The following is a 15178-nucleotide window of genomic DNA, read 5'->3' on the forward strand; positions in this document are numbered from 1 at the left end:
GTCAGTGCCCTCCCATCAGCTGGTCAACGGCTTCGGGCTTGTCATGCACCCCGAAACGGTCAACGATGGTGGCACTGGCTTCGTTCAGGCCGATTACCTCAACGTCTGCACCCTCACGGCGGAACTTGATGACCGCCTTGTCCAGCGCACCTACGGCAGTAATATCCCAGAAGTGTGCGCGGCTCAGGTCTATCACAACATTATCCACCGCTTCCTTGAAGTCAAAGGATTCGAGGAATTTTTCCGAAGAACTAAAGAATACCTGGCCTACAACCGTGTAGCGACGGGTGTCGGTTTGCTCGTCCAGTTCGGAGGTCACCAGCATGTAATGGCCCACCTTGTTGGCGAAGAACAGGGCTGCCAGCAAAACACCGGCCAGCACGCCGAATGCCAGGTTGTGGGTGGCCACCACCACAATCACCGTCACCAGCATGACAATGTTGGTGGACAGGGGATGCTCCCGAAGATTGCGAATGGAATCCCAGCTGAAGGTACCGATGGATACCATAATCATCACCGCCACCAGGGCGGCCATGGGAATCTGTACCAGCCACTTGTCCAGAACCAGCACCAGAATCAGCAGGAACACGCCGGCTGTCAGCGTCGAGAGCCGGGTACGGCCGCCGGATTTCACGTTAATAATGGACTGGCCGATCATGGCGCAACCGGCCATGCCGCCCAGAAGGCCGGAACCGATGTTGGCAATGCCCTGGCCTTTACACTCGCGGTTGCGGTCACTGGTGGTGTCGGTCAGGTCATCCACAATGGTCGCGGTCATCAGCGATTCCAGCAGGCCCACGACGGCCAGGCCGAGGGAGTACGGCAGGATGATCATCAGGGTTTCCAGGGTCAGGGGCACATCCGGCCACAGGAAAATCGGCAGGGTATCCGGCAGCTCGCCCATATCTCCGACAGTGCGGATGTCCAGCCCGACAATCATGGCCACGGCCGTCAAACCCACAATACACACCAGCGGAGAAGGGATCAGCTTGCCGACCACAGGCACCAGCGGGAACAGGTAGATAATGCCCAGGCCCGCAGCCGTCATGGCATAGACGTGCCAGGTTACGTTGGTCAGTTCCGGCAGCTGGGCCATGAAGATCAGGATAGCCAGCGCGTTCACAAAGCCGGTAACCACCGAGCGCGACACAAACCGCATCAGCCCACCCAATTTAAGGTAGCCGGCTGCAATCTGGATGACACCAGTCAGCAGGGTAGCCGCCAGCAGGTACTGCAGGCCGTGCTCTTTCACCAGCGTAACCATCAACAACGCCATGGCACCGGTGGCTGCAGAGATCATCCCCGGCCGGCCGCCAACAAAGGCAATGATTACGGCAATACAGAAAGAGGCATACAGGCCGACTTTCGGGTCTACGCCCGCAATGATGGAGAACGCGATGGCCTCCGGGATCAACGCCAGCGCCACCACAATACCGGCGAGCAGGTCGCCACGAATGTTCGAGAACCAGTTTTGCTTGAGTGCATTTATCATGGCAGGAAATATCGCTTTAACTTATTGGGAGGTCATATCGGGGCCGCGCAGGTTACCAGAAACCGCCTGAAAAGTATGGCAGCGCGATGTTGCTAACCGGCTAAAGGGTGACCTGGCCACCGGTAATTGCCTAGAATGCAAGGCAAATCTATTTTTTCAGGGACACGCGGCCTGTGGATGACGTAGCCAGCCAGTTTATTGCCTCTAACCAGACCACCATTAACCTGGCCGTGGCCCTGTTGCTGGGCGCGATTGTTGGCCTGGAGCGGGGCTGGGATGCCCGGGAGCAGAAGTCCGGGGAGCGAATCGCCGGTATCCGCACCTTCTCGCTGGTGGGGCTGCTCGGTGGCATCTCGGCAGTGCTGGCCTCGGAGATTACAGTTTGGGCATTCCCGGTGCTGCTACTCAGCGTGGTGGCCATGGGGCTGGTGGCTTACAGCGAGCGGCTCGAACACATTCGCAATTTCAGCATCACCGGGCTGGTGGGCATGCTGCTGACCTTCTGTTTTGGTGCGGTGGCGGTCGCGGTTGACCCGGTGATTGCCACGGCAGCGGCGGTGGTCACCGCCATTATCCTGGACAACAAGCAAGAAATTCACGGCTGGGTGCAGAAGCTCCAGGCCCATGAACTGGACGCGGCCCTTAAACTGCTCCTGATCTCCGTGGTGATGCTGCCCCTGTTGCCCAACGAGCGCATGGGCCCGGGCGGTGTGCTGAACCCCCGGGAAATCTGGTGGATGGTGGTGATGATTGCCTCCATCTCCTTTGTCGGCTACTTCGCCATCCGGGTGGCCGGCGCCCGCAAGGGCATTCTGTTCACCAGCCTGTTTGCCGGCCTCAGTTCGTCCACCGCCCTGACCCTGCACTTTGCCCGCCAGTCCCGAAGTAACGAAGGCTTCAGCCCCCAGTTTGCCGCCGGCATCCTGATTGCCTGCGGCACCATGTTCCCCCGCATCCTGGTGTACTGCCTGGTGATCAACACTGCCCTGCTGCCCAGCCTGGTCTGGCCGGTGCTGGTTATGACTATCCTGCTCTACGGCCCGGCGTTGTACATCTGGCAGAAAAACTCCAAACAGCTGCAGGTCAGCCAGCCCAGCTTGTCCCAGAACCCGCTGGATCTGTCTTCCGCACTGGTGTTCGGGTTGCTGCTGACCGCTATCCTGCTGCTGGGGGAATTCCTGAAAAATGCGTTTGGCGATGCCGGCATCTTCGCGCTGGCGGCCACCTCCGGCGTGGCAGACGTGGATGCGATTACCCTATCGCTCACCCGTATGTCCAACAACGGACTGGCGATGGACACCGCTGTGCTGGGCATCGTGATCGCAGCGGCGGTGAACAACCTGGTGAAGTCCGGTATTGCCTGGAGCATCGGCAACCGGCAGACCGGACTGCTGGTGGCCGGGCCCATGGTGCTGTCACTGGGGGCCGGCTTGCTGGTGGCGTGGATTCAATAACTAACTGCCTGAATTTTCAGCGCAAGCGTCTAAACTGACGGTAGGCTTCCATTTCCTTCAAGGGCTCTCCATGCAGCAACACCGTCAACTCGCCCAGGTTTCACTGGCTTTTTTGATTGCCTCCGCAGTTACCCTGGGCATGTTGATTCTGACCATCGTTCTGGTGGGCCAGAGTTTCCGTGGCATGGAGCAAGCCAAGGTCACCGCAGCCACGGCCACCGCCCGGCAGCTGGCGATCAGTGTGGATGACCGGATTCAGGCCATTACCCAACCCCCGTCCACCGCCCTTGCGGTGCTCCGGCACGACCCACTCACCGAAGCCGATACCCTGGAACAACGCCTGGACCGCCTGCCGGTTGTGGCCGACATCCTGGCCAGCAGCGAGATTGTCAGTGCCGTATACGCGGGCTATGAAAACGGCGACTTTTTCCTGTTCCGGAAATTGCAGAATTCGAGCACCAGGCAGTTTCCGGATGCGCCGGCCAACAGTCATTACCTGCTGCAAAGCCTGGTTCGCACCGGCAACGATCACCAAGGCCGCTGGCATTTCTATGGCCGCAACCTGAACTTGCTCGAGCAAAGGGACCTGACCAGTTACAACTTTGATCCGCGCGAAAGACCCTGGTACCAGGCCGCCCGGGAATCAGGCACCCTGGAGTTATCTGCGCCCTATGTGTTTTTTACCACCCAGGAAACCGGCATCACCCTGTCGCAGCGTGCCAGCGAAAAGGCAGGAACCGTTCTGGGCATTGATGTCACGGTAACCGATCTTGGTGCCCAGCTGGCGGAACTGAAGCAAACCCCCGGCAGCCGCATTGCCATCCTGAACGCCTCGGGCCAGCTGCTGGCAAGCTCATCACAGGGCAGTGAGCCAAGCGAGGTAGTTCTCCAGGCCCTGCAACCGGAAAGCCATAGCGGCATCAGCCAGTTCACCCGCGACGGGCGAAGCTGGTACGGCATCAGTGAACCCCTTGAGTCTCTGCCCGGCGAGGAATTGTCCATTGTTGTCGCCATACCCTCCAACGAGTTACTGGCCGATGTCTGGGCCGCCCTCACCCGGCAAACCCTGATCGCCGGGGCCATCGCCCTGCTGTTACTGCTGGCAGGCTGGGTGCTGGGCAGGCAGGTCGGTAAACCTATTGAACTGCTGACCGGGCAGGTCAGCCGGCTGTCCAGGTTCCGGTTTGATACGCCGATGCGGTCGACCTCCCACATTCGCGAAGCCTCCGAGCTGAGCATCGCGCTGGACGATATGGCCCACACCATTCGAAGCTTCCAGAGTATCTCGACCGTGCTGAACCGGGGCCAGGATCTCAAACAGTTGCTAAACGACATCCTCGAACAGCTTGTGAGCATCGTCGGGCAGGAACGGGGTGCGGTGTATCTGTTCAACAGTCGCGAGCAAAAACTGGAACTGTCTGTTAACCGGGGGCTGGAGTTGCCACAGGCCGTAAACCCGGTCGCCCCGGACGCCAGCGACTACGACGTTATTCAGGAGCTTCGCCGATACATTGCCGGGCACCCGGTGTTTGCGGTACTCAGGAACCGCCGCAGGAAACTGATCGGTGTGCTGGTTATCGAGATCGAAAACGGTGATCAAACCAACCTGAGTGATGACCTGATTACCTTTGTTGATGAGATTGCCGGCTCTGCCGCGGTTGCCATCGAAACCCGGGAACTGATCGAAAGCCAGCAGGCCCTGCTGGACGGCATTATCCGGCTGGTAGCAAACGCCATTGATGCCAAGTCACCCTACACTGGCGGCCATTGCGAGCGGGTTCCCAAACTGGCGCAGATGCTGGTTGAACAGGCGGAGCAGAGTTCCGAAGGCGCCTTCGCCAGCTTCGGCATGACGGAAGACGAGCGCTACGAATTCCACCTGGCGGCCTGGCTGCACGATTGCGGCAAGATCACCAGCCCGGAATACGTCGTCGACAAAGCAGTGAAACTGGAGACCATCTACAACCGCATCCATGAAATCCGCACCCGGTTTGAAGTGCTGCACCGGGATGCCGAAATCACCTGCCTGAAGGCCATCCTGGCCGGTGGGGATCCGGACCAAGCGCGGCAAGACAAAGCCGACGTCCAAACCCGCCTGCAGGAGGACTTCCGCTTTCTGGCCGCCGTTAATCAGGGCAGCGAGAGCATGGAGGATGCTGACATCGAACGCATCCACGCCATTGCCGGGCAAACCTGGACCCGCCATTTCAGTGACCGGCTGGGGCTGTCAGAGGAAGAGCAACAGGCCTTGAAAGGCCATCCGGAGCCCCCGCTGCCTGCCACCGAAACACTGCTGGCCGACAAACCCGGCCACCTGAGAGCCTGGGGTGAGCATGTGCCACCGGTGCGCAAAGATGACCCGGAAAACCGCTGGGGCTTCGATATGTCGTTGCCGGAATACGCCTATAACCAGGGCGAGCTGCATAACCTGACGGTGCGTTACGGCACCCTGACCGAGGAAGAGCGCTTCAAGATCAACGAGCACATTGTGCAAACCATCTGCATGCTCGATGCCCTGCCCCTGCCCGACCGCCTGGCCAGGGTACCGCGACTGGCGGGCACCCACCATGAGCGGACTGACGGCAACGGCTACCCCTGCCGCCTGACCGGCGATGACATGGGCGTTCCGGAAAAAATCATGGCCGTTGCCGATGTGTTCGAAGCCCTGACCGCCTCGGATCGTCCCTACAAGCGGGGTAAAACCCTGTCGGAATCCCTGACCATTATGGCCGGCATGGTTGAAAACGGGCACCTGGATGGCGAGGTTTTCCGGCTGTTTGTAAGCTCTGGCGTCTGGCGTAACTATGCCGAACAGCACCTGCATGCCGACCAGGTCGACACCGTGGATGAAAGCCTGTTCATGAAGCCTTGACCAAAAACCCGTATATTCTACGGACTGATTTACTAGCGAAGGAACTCTGAATGCTGTTTGCAATTATCTTTGGTGGCCTGATCGGTTATGCCTTTGGCCGTTTTCCGGGATTTCTGGTGGGGGCTGCCATCGGTGCCTTCCTGTTCCAGCGCATGAAAAAGCGCCTGATCGGCAAGCTTCAGAACCTTCAGTCCGGCTTTATCGAATCCATGTTCGCGGTGATGGGCGCCCTGTGCAAGGCCGATGGCGTGGTCACCCGGGATGAAATCCGCATGGCCGAGACCATGTTCGCCCGGTTCCGTCTCAACGAAGCCCAGAGAGCCGTGGCAAAGGAAGCCTTTAACCGGGGCAAGTCGGAGGATTTCGACCTGGATGCCGAGCTGGACCGGTTCCTGCGCAGCACCGGCCGGCAGCCGGCCTTCCTGCAGATGTTTCTGCAGGTTCAGGTTTCTGCCGTGGCCGCCGATGGCGTGGTGCACCCGGCCGAACACGAAATGCTGGTACACATTGCCCGCAAGCTGGGCTTGCCGGAAAGCCAGGTAGACCAGCTGGAAGCCATGTTGCGGGGCGCCCATGCCGGCCAGGCAGGCGGTGCGTCCAACTATTCCACCAGCCAGCAGCTGGACGATGCCTACAAGGTGCTGGGGGTGTCACCCTCGGTGTCGGACGCCGAACTGAAACGGGCCTACCGCAAGCTGATGAGCGAAAACCATCCGGACAAGCTGGCCGGCCGGGGCATGCCGGAAAGCATGCGGGAAATGGCCGAAGAGCGTACCCGGGAGATCAGCCACGCCTACGATGTGGTCAAGGCGGCCCGCAGCCGGAACGGCTAATACCCGAAATGACATATCGTCACATTTGAAGGTGCGGTATGGTTCAGGGCAAACAACAAGCTCGGAGTGAACCATGCCCCACACGTCTTCTTCCCCTTTCCACTGTTTTCGAGATGATGCGGTGGGCGAGTCTGATGCCACGGAGCTTGCCGCCCGCATCCGCAGCGGCGAAGTTTCAGCGGAAGACGTAGCCCGGGCAGCGGTACAAAGGGCAAGGCTGGCACAGCCCGTTCTGAACGGTGTGGTGGCAGAGAACTACGAGCAGGCCCTGAAGCAGGCCGCCAGCCTGCCCGACCCGGACGCCCCCTTTGCCGGCGTGCCCATGTTTATCAAAGACAACACCGATGTCGCCGGCCTACCCACCGGCCATGGCACTGCAGCGGTGCCCGCCAATGTTGCCAGAGCCACCGGCGCCTTCGCCCGGCAGATGCTGGCCCAGGGTTACCTGAACCTGGGCAAAAGCACCCTGCCGGAGTTCGGCTTTAACGCCACCACAGAGCCGGCCCACGCCGAGCCTACCCGCAACCCATGGAATCCGGCCTATTCCTCCGGCGCATCTTCCGGTGGCGCTGCGGCGCTGGTGGCAGCCGGGGTGGTACCGGTGGCCCACGCCAACGATGGCGGCGGCTCCATTCGCATCCCGGCGGCCTGTTGTGGACTGGTCGGTTTGAAACCCACCCGGGGCCGGGTGGTGGATAACGATGCCGCCAGGGATCTTCCGGTCAACATCGTCAGTGATGGCGTGGTTACCCGCTCGGTTCGGGACACCGCAGGTTTCCTGGCCCACGCCGAAGACTACTTCCGCAATCGCAAGTTGCAGGAAATCGGCCATGTGCACGGGCCATCCGGCCGGCAACTGCGCATTGGCCTGGTACTGGATTCGGTGAATGGTCACCCGACGGACCCGGTCACCCGAAGCACGGTGGAGAACACCGCACGCCTGCTGGAAAAACTGGGGCATTTGATCGAACCCATGGCGGTGCCCATCAATAAATCCTTCCCTCAGGACTTTGCCTTGTACTGGGCGATGCTGGCTTTCGGCGTAAAAGCCCGGGGCCACAAGCTGATGCACCCGGATTTCGACAAGCGTAAAACCGATGGCCTCACCAATGGCCTGGATGCCATGTTCCGGAAGCATTTCTGGCGTCTGCCTGCGGTTATCTGGCGCCTGAAGCGTTCATGGAACGACTACGCCCAACACATGACCAACTACGATGCGGTACTGACACCGGTGCTGGGCCAGACCACCCCACCGCTGGGCCATCTGAGCCCCACGGTGCCGTTTGACCTGCTGTTCGAGCGGCTGAACAGCTATGTAAACTTCACCCCGCTGGCCAACGCCACCGGCGCCCCGGCGATCTCGGTACCCATGGCACTGACCGAACACAACCTGCCGGTCTCGGTGCAGTTCATGGCCCGCCACGGGGATGAACGCACCCTGCTTGAACTTGCCTACCTGCTGGAAGCGGAGCAACCGTGGCCACAGATTACGCGGTTCTCGGCAACAGCCTATGACAACGCAGTTGCCGAAATGCTCTGACACTTGTGCGGGTCTGAAGCCACACGGTTCCGGCCCAGATTCTTGGCCTGGTACAGGGCATCATCCGCGCAGGTAAAGATTTCCTTGGTGGCGTCGGCCCGCGCTGGCGTGGCACTGCATACGCCAATGCTGACCGTTACCCGCAGAACTTCGCCGGATACCCGGAACCCGGTTGCTTCGATTTCATTCCGTATGCGCTCGGCCACCCGGAGGGCGCCCTCCTCCGGCGTATCCGGCAGCAGCACCACAAACTCTTCGCCACCGTAGCGGGCCGCCATATCCTGGGGACGGGTAATGTGCCGGCCAATGCACTCGGCGACCATCCGCAGGCAGTCGTCCCCCACCAGGTGGCCGTAGGTGTCGTTGAAAGACTTGAAGTGGTCAATATCCACCACCAGCAGAGACAACGGCTGCTGGAAACGATAGGCCCGCACCACATCCTGCTGGAAGACTTCATCAAAGTGGCCGCGATTCTTCAGGCCGGTCAGCGGATCCCTGGCGTTCAGCTCCAGCAACTTCAGGTTAACGGCCTCAAGGTCACGGGTGCGCTCCTGCACCCGCTGTTCCAGCATGGTGTTGGCTTCCTGCTGGACGCGCAATGAGTCTTCCTGGGCCATGCGGGCTTTTCGCTCCTCGGCCAGCAGGCGCTGCTGCGCGGCGAAGGCCCGTTTCTTTTCCCGGTTGATGCGGTCAGCCAGCGCAACAGACAGCAGGATAACCCCCAGGGCCGAACCCACCTGGGTGGCGTTTTCAGTGATCAGGTTACGGGGCAATACGGTGAATTTACTGAGCGCCAGAACAATGCCGCCGAACAGCATGAACACCCAGGCCACGGTGTAATAGCGGGCGGCTGGATCGCGCTTTATCCAGCGCACCACACTGAGCATCAGCATGGTGGAACACCCCACAAAGGCCGCCAGGATGGTAGGCAGTATCATGTGCTCGTAAGGCACAAACAGCCCGGCCAGCGCCAGCAGGCCGGCGGTCATAACCATGGCCATGGTCCAGCGGTTCAGGTAAGGATGGTTTTGCCGGGTTACGCTGATAAAGCGGATGCTGAACACCCCGCCAAACAACACCACCAGGTTGAGGAACACGATGATGGACTGGTCGTTCCACCAGGTGGCCTCCGGCCACAGGTACTGGAACGCCACCCCGTGCAGGCTGGCGAGGAACAACGGCATACTGCTGATGTAGCCCACGTAATAGAGAAAACTGCGCTCCCGGACCGCCATGTACACAAACAGGTTGTACAGGATCATCACCAGGACAATGCCGTAATAAACCCCTTCGAACATACTGCGGGACTGTTCTGCCTCATAGAAGACATCCTGGTCCCAGAGGGTCAGGGGCACCTGCATGGAGCTGGTAGTTTCAACTCTCAGGTAAAGGGTTTCCGTGGTATCCGGCGCTATGGCGATAGGCACCACAAAATTCCGATGGTGAATGGGGCGCTCGTGGAAAGGTTGTTTATCGCCCAGAACGAGTGGCTGCTCCGGGTTAGCTGCCGAGGCACGATAGAGTTCGATATGGTCCAGCACCGGATAACTGATTTCCAGGAAGGTCAGGGCCTCGGCCGCCCGGGCATTTCGTAAACTGACGCGGAACCAGTAAACATCGCCGCCATAACCCAGGCTGACACTGTCACTGCCGTTCTGTTGCCACTCGGACTCCGGCAACGCCTGCACCTGGGAGAACGAGATAGGGCTGGATTCAACACGGTAATCCACGAACCGGGACAACTCCAGCCGCTCAGACTGCTCGTTCCAAACGGCGGTCTCCGCCTGGACCAACGCAGGCAGCAACAGACCGGTAATGAGCGCAAGGACAAAACAGAATCTGGGCACGGGAAGCCTCGATAACGAGCTTTATTATTCGGTTATAAGCTTATTTTCGACTATGCACCAAAGAGTTCTGTGTTTCCGCCGATCCCAACCAATCGAAGCAAAACGATATAAAAAGATACACAAATCACATCAAAGAGTGACAGGCAGGGGCGTTTAGCCGGCACCCGGCGACGGAAAGATGGACAGAACATCCATGAAACTCTGCTCCGGCGGAGCTTTCAGAGCCAGCTCCTCGCCGGTTACCGGATGCGTTAACACCAACTCTGTCGCTGCCAGCATCAGCCGCCCCTGCCCGAAGCGCTCGGCAAAATACCGGTTATGCCGGCCGCGGCCGTGGTTGGCATCGCCAATGATAGGATGGTTAATGTGCTTCATATGGCGCCGCAACTGGTGTTTGCGCCCGGTTTTCGGACACAGCTCTACCAGGCTGTAGCGGCTGGTGGGATAGCGCTCGATTTCCACCGGGATTTCGGTGGTGGCCAGCCGGCGGTAATGGGTTAGCGCGTCCCGCACCGGTTGCTCCTGTCCTCTCAGGCGCCGGTCTTCCGGCTCGTCCTTCAGGGGATGATCAATGGTGCCGGATTCCGGCGTCCAGCCCCGAACTACCGCCAGGTAGGTCTTGTTCACCTCACCGGCCATCATAGCCTGGCCGACTGTCCTGGCGGTGTCCGGGTCCCGGGCAAACAGCAACACGCCGGAGGTGGGCCGGTCCAGCCGGTGCACCGGGTACACGTGCTCGCCACCGTTCAGGGCCCGGGCGTACTGCAGGGCAAACTCGGTTTCGTGCTTGTCGATCGGGCTGCGGTGTACCAGCAGGCCGGCGGGTTTGTGGACTGCCAGCAGCCACGGGTCCCGGTAGATTTCCATAAGCGGATTGTTCTGGTAATCCATCACTGCCTCCGGCCAATCAGTGCCCGGAACCGCTCACCGGCCTTGTCGCCCAGCACCAGCAAGGCCGGTGTCAGCAGCAGGGTCAGGAAGGTGGCAAAGGCCAGGCCACCGGCAATGGCGCTGGACAGCTGGGTCCACCATTGGGTAGACGGTGCACCCAACCCCAGTGACGGAGACAAAAGATCTACGTTAATGCCCAGCACCATGGGCATCAGCCCCAGTATGGTGGTAATTGCAGTAAGCAACACCGGCCGGAAACGCAGACAACCGGTTTCCAGCGCCGCGTCATAGGCGGCTTTGCCTTCCTGTTTCATCTGGTTGTAGGTATCAATCAGAATGATGTTGTTGTTCACCACAATGCCGGCCAGGGCAATAATGCCCATACCCACCATCACCACGCCAAAGGGCTGGCCGTTGAACAGCAGCCCCAGCAACACGCCGGCGGTGGACAACACAATGGCCGACAGAATCATGAAAGTCTGGTACAGGGAGTTGAACTGGGTTACCAGAATCAGCAACATCAGCCCCACCGCCACCAGGAAGGCTGCCACCAGGAAGTTTGCGGCCTGTTGCTGGTCTTCGTTTTCACCGGCAAAGCGCACGGTGACGCCTTCCGGCGGCTCCGGCATCTCTGCCTGCAAAGTGCGCAGCAGTTCATCCATCCGCTGCCCGGGGGCTACATCGGATTTGATGGTAACGGTACGCTGGCCGTCTACCCGCACAATGGTTCCGGTCTTGTCGCCCGGCTCCAGGGTCACAAATTCGGACAGCGCCACCTGGCCCCTCGGCGTGTTGATGGTCTGGCGTTGCAGCTGCTCCAGCTCACGCCAGTTGTTGGGCACCCGCACGGCAATGTCCACTTCGTCCCGTACGTCTTCAGGCCGGTAGGTGGCCAGTATCAGGCCGTTGGTTACCAGGCGCACGGCGCTGCCAATACTCAACACATCGGTACTAAAGCGGGCGGCGGCCTCCCGGTCTACCTTCAGGCGCCACTCAATGCCGGGCAGGCTGCGGTCGTCTTCAATGTCGACAAAGCCACCCTGGGCGCGCATTTGCTGTTGTATCTGGTCCACATAGCCGTCCAGGTCGCCGCTGTTCATGCTGCTGACCAATAACTCCACCGGCTTGCCCTCAGCGGGGCCGCCTTCCTGTTTGCGGAATTCCAGCTCTACCCCGGGAATGTCTGCGGTACGTTCACGGAAATCCTCCAGGATCTCGGTGGCCGTCCGGCGGGTGAACCAGTCATTGAACTGGAACTGCAGCACACCGACAACATCCGGTGCCATCTGGGTACTGGTCGACAGCATGGAGCGGGCGTACAGCGCTTTCACCTCCGGCATATTCTGCAGGCGTTGTTCTACCTCCCGCACAATGGCATCCCGCTCCCGGATGGAAAGGTCGCCCCGGGCACGCACCTGCACCTGGGCGGAATCCGGTTCAACACCGGGAAAGAACTCCACCCCGTGATTGAAGCGGCCGTAGGCGGCGTAGATCAGGATTATCAGCACCAGGGAACCAAGCAGGGTCAGCCCCGGACGCTTGAGCAGGGTCGCCAGTACCTTGCGGTAGCCCTGAACAAACCGGCTTTCTTCCGGATCATGGTGCGAGCGCTTGCCACCACTGACGCCCCCAAGCACCGGCAGGAATACCAGTGCCATGGCCAGGGACGCAATCAGGCAGATCAGCACTGTCATGGGCAGGAATTTCATGAACTCCCCCACCACCCCGGGCCAGAACAGCAGCGGCACAAACACCGCCAGGGTGGTGGCGGTGGAAGCAATCACCGGCCAGGCCATGCGGGACGCGGCTTCTACCCAGGCTTGCTTGACCGTCTGGCCATCGCTGAGGTTTCGATCCGCCAGTTCCGACACCACAATGGCGCCGTCTACCAGCATGCCGGCCACCAGGATCAGGCTGAACAGCACGACAATGTTGAGGGTGAGGCCCATGCCCCAGATCACCAGGATGCCGGTCAGGAAGGCACCGGGAATGGTCAGGCCGACCAGCAGAGCCGAACGGGGACCCATGGCGGCGATGACCACGATAATCACCAGCACAATGGCGGTCAGTACGTTGTTGAGCAGGTCCGACAGGATGTCCCGCACTTCCTCGGACTGATCCATGATGTAGCGGATTTCCAGCGTCTCCGGCAGCCGCGGGCGGGCGTCAGCAATCAGGGTGCGAATCTGCTCGATGGTTTCGATGATGTTGGCCCCGGAACGCTTGGATACCTCCAGCACCAGCGCCGGCTCGCCGTTAATCCGGGCAAAGCCGGTGGGGTCCTTGAAAGTGCGCTGGAGCATGGCAATATCGCCGAAAGTCACCACGGTATCGCCGTCCACCTTCACGGGCATCGACATCACATCTTCAATGTTCTCGATGACCCCGGGTACTTTCAGGGCCATGCGGCCATTGCCGGTATCCAGCGAGCCGGCCGCCACCAGCTGATTGTTGCGGGTAACCAGTTGCGCCAGCTGGTCGAAATCGATGCCGTAGCTTTCCAGCACCTGGGCATCCACCACGATTTCCAGCAGGTCTTCCCGGTCGCCGCCTATTTCCACTTCCAGCACATCGGGAATGGCTTCAATGGCATCCTGCAGGCGGCGGGCAATGGTGATCAGCTCCCGTTCAGACAAGGGGCCGGACAAGCCGATGGACAGTACCGGAAACAGGGACACGTTGATTTCATGCACCCGGGGCTCGTCCGCCTCCTGGGGCAGCTTGGAGCGGGCGGTGTCCACTTTCTCGCGCACATCCTGCAAGGCTTTGTCGGGGTCGAAACCGGCATCAAACTCCAGCATCACCGAGGCATGGCCTTCAGCGGAGGTGCTGCGCATTTCCTTGATACCTTCGAGCGCCCTCAACTCCTGTTCCATGGGACGCACTAACAGGCGCTCCGCATCCTCGGGGCTGATGCCATCCAGGGTCATGGACACATAGATCATGGGAATGGTGACGTCCGGGTTCGATTCCTTGGGAATCGCCTGGTAAGCCGCCATGCCGCCAAGAAGCAGGAACAGGAAGGTCAGCAGCGTGGTGCGGCTGCGGTCCATGGCCGCAGAGATCAGTGCTCTCATGCTGGTCAGCCCCGCTGGTCTGAGCGGTCGACCGGCTGCACGGCCTCACCCTCGGCCACAAACCCGCCACCCCGGGTAATCAGCCGGATCTGATCCGGCAGGCCGGACACCCAGGCGCCATCGGTGGCTACGTTGAGCAGTTTGACGGTCTGGAACATCACCCGGTCCTGCCCGTTGACGTACTTCACACCGGGCCGGCCGTCGTCGTCCAGCGTCAGGTAGGCCGGTGAAATGAACTGGGCCTTTTGCTCCGGCAAGCGGATGTTCAGGGTAGCGGTGCCGCCAGCCGCTCTCAGCAAATCCGGGTTCTCCACCAGGATTTCCACCGCAAAGCTGCGGGTTTCCGGGTCTGCCGCACTGGCGACAAAGCTGACCACACCCGCCATGGCGGTGCCATCCAGCAATTTGATCTCCACCGCCTGCCCGGGCTCGACCGCAGACACCGACTGCTGGGGAATCTGCCCGGTGGCTTTCAGGCGATCAACCTGAACCAGCTCGAACAGGGGCGTGCCCACCTGCACCAATGTACCGGGGTCTACTTCCCGACGATTCACTACCGCATCAAAGGGAGCGGCCGGTTTGAGGTGTTGCAACGCCAGTTCTGCGGCAGTCAGCTCGGCCTTGGCGGCTGCCAGTTCACTCTGCAGCCGTAACACTTCGGTTTCGGAAGCCAGGTCATTCGAACGCAACCGGCGAGCGCCGGCAAGGTCGGCTTCCAGCTTGCGGATATTGGCTCGCCAGCGCTCAACCACGGCCTCCCGGCCATCGGTTGACAACGTCAGCAACGGCTCCCCGGCTTTTACCTGATCCCCCAGCTGCACGTGCAACTGCTCTACCGTTCCGGCCACCCGCGCACCCACCATCACCGACTGCCAGGGCTGCAGCTGGCCCTGCAGTTTCAGTACCGGCCGGTAGTTGGTGGCTTCCAGCATTTCCACCTCTACCCGGGTGGGCTGGCGCTGCTCCTGCCCGGGTTCGGCCGGGGCATCATCACTGGCCACTTTGAGCTCACCCGTAGCCATCCAGATCACCAGAAGAACAACAACCAGAAGAGATAAACCGAGGGATCCGAGTTTTGCTTTTGTCATGAAATGCTCATCACTTCCGTATTTGAGGCAATAAAAGGGTTGCAACCGGTTTTAAACGTGGGTTAGATTCTACACATATTGTTT

At 60.3% G+C, this 15178-nt stretch carries 9 protein-coding genes; 4 read left to right on the top strand and 5 right to left on the bottom strand.

Annotated elements, in window-relative coordinates:
• Nucleotide 1 precedes the first annotated feature (1 nt).
• Nucleotides 2-1492: a SulP family inorganic anion transporter gene (locus tag Q668_RS09695; RefSeq protein ID WP_022989415.1), complete on the bottom strand. Its 1491-nt coding sequence runs from the start codon at nucleotides 1490-1492 to the stop codon at nucleotides 2-4.
• A gap of 173 nt (nucleotides 1493-1665) precedes the next feature.
• Between Q668_RS09695 and Q668_RS09700 the strand changes: the two genes are divergently transcribed.
• The 4 genes from Q668_RS09700 (at nucleotide 1666) to Q668_RS09715 (ending at nucleotide 8191) form a co-directional block, all read left to right on the top strand.
• Nucleotides 1666-2946 (top strand): MgtC/SapB family protein, encoded by a 1281-nt coding sequence (locus tag Q668_RS09700; protein WP_022989416.1) that lies wholly within the window; start codon nucleotides 1666-1668, stop codon nucleotides 2944-2946.
• 70 nt (nucleotides 2947-3016) lie between these two features.
• The gene (locus tag Q668_RS09705) at nucleotides 3017-5818 is read left to right on the top strand and encodes an HD domain-containing phosphohydrolase (protein ID WP_022989417.1); all 2802 of its coding nucleotides are present in this window, start codon (nucleotides 3017-3019) and stop codon (nucleotides 5816-5818) included.
• A 50-nt stretch (nucleotides 5819-5868) separates the two neighbouring features.
• Entirely contained in the window at nucleotides 5869-6651 is a 783-nt protein-coding gene (djlA, locus tag Q668_RS09710; protein WP_022989418.1) for a co-chaperone DjlA, read from the top strand.
• A 73-nt stretch (nucleotides 6652-6724) separates the two neighbouring features.
• Nucleotides 6725-8191, top strand: coding sequence for an amidase (locus Q668_RS09715; RefSeq protein ID WP_036219648.1), 1467 nt, complete (start codon nucleotides 6725-6727; stop codon nucleotides 8189-8191).
• Here Q668_RS09715 and Q668_RS09720 read toward each other — a convergent pair.
• The 4 genes from Q668_RS09720 to Q668_RS09735 all read right to left on the bottom strand — a co-directional run bounded on the left by Q668_RS09720 (nucleotide 8161) and on the right by Q668_RS09735 (nucleotide 15094).
• Nucleotides 8161-10038 carry a diguanylate cyclase gene (locus Q668_RS09720; RefSeq protein ID WP_022989420.1) on the bottom strand — a complete coding sequence of 626 codons (1878 nt, stop codon included), beginning with the start codon at nucleotides 10036-10038 and terminating at the stop codon, nucleotides 8161-8163. The genes Q668_RS09715 and Q668_RS09720 overlap by 31 nt on opposite strands.
• Nucleotides 10039-10191: 153 nt before the next feature.
• Nucleotides 10192-10929: a pseudouridine synthase gene (locus tag Q668_RS09725; RefSeq protein WP_022989421.1), complete on the bottom strand. Its 738-nt coding sequence runs from the start codon at nucleotides 10927-10929 to the stop codon at nucleotides 10192-10194.
• Nucleotides 10929-14006 (bottom strand): efflux RND transporter permease subunit, encoded by a 3078-nt coding sequence (locus Q668_RS09730; RefSeq protein ID WP_022989422.1) that lies wholly within the window; start codon nucleotides 14004-14006, stop codon nucleotides 10929-10931. Before Q668_RS09730 ends, Q668_RS09725 begins: the two co-directional genes overlap by 1 nt.
• A 5-nt stretch (nucleotides 14007-14011) precedes the next feature.
• Nucleotides 14012-15094: an efflux RND transporter periplasmic adaptor subunit gene (locus tag Q668_RS09735; protein WP_036219649.1), complete on the bottom strand. Its 1083-nt coding sequence runs from the start codon at nucleotides 15092-15094 to the stop codon at nucleotides 14012-14014.
• Between the last annotated feature and the right edge of the window lie 84 nt (nucleotides 15095-15178).

Origin of the sequence: Marinobacter sp. ES-1, assembly GCF_000475255.1 — a bacterium.
In the GTDB taxonomy this organism is placed as follows: domain Bacteria; phylum Pseudomonadota; class Gammaproteobacteria; order Pseudomonadales; family Oleiphilaceae; genus Marinobacter; species Marinobacter vinifirmus.

What these genes read in the sequence shown, in the direction of transcription:
- Q668_RS09695 (WP_022989415.1), bottom strand. Translation starts at nt 1,492, where the DNA reads ATGATAAATGCACTCAAGCAAAACTGGTTCTCGAACATTCGTGGCGAC.
- Q668_RS09705 (WP_022989417.1), top strand. Translation starts at nt 3,017, where the DNA reads ATGCAGCAACACCGTCAACTCGCCCAGGTTTCACTGGCTTTTTTGATT.
- djlA (WP_022989418.1), top strand. Translation starts at nt 5,869, where the DNA reads ATGCTGTTTGCAATTATCTTTGGTGGCCTGATCGGTTATGCCTTTGGC.
- Q668_RS09715 (WP_036219648.1), top strand. Translation starts at nt 6,725, where the DNA reads ATGCCCCACACGTCTTCTTCCCCTTTCCACTGTTTTCGAGATGATGCG.
- Q668_RS09725 (WP_022989421.1), bottom strand. Translation starts at nt 10,929, where the DNA reads ATGGATTACCAGAACAATCCGCTTATGGAAATCTACCGGGACCCGTGG.
- Q668_RS09730 (WP_022989422.1), bottom strand. Translation starts at nt 14,006, where the DNA reads ATGAGAGCACTGATCTCTGCGGCCATGGACCGCAGCCGCACCACGCTG.
- Q668_RS09735 (WP_036219649.1), bottom strand. Translation starts at nt 15,094, where the DNA reads ATGACAAAAGCAAAACTCGGATCCCTCGGTTTATCTCTTCTGGTTGTT.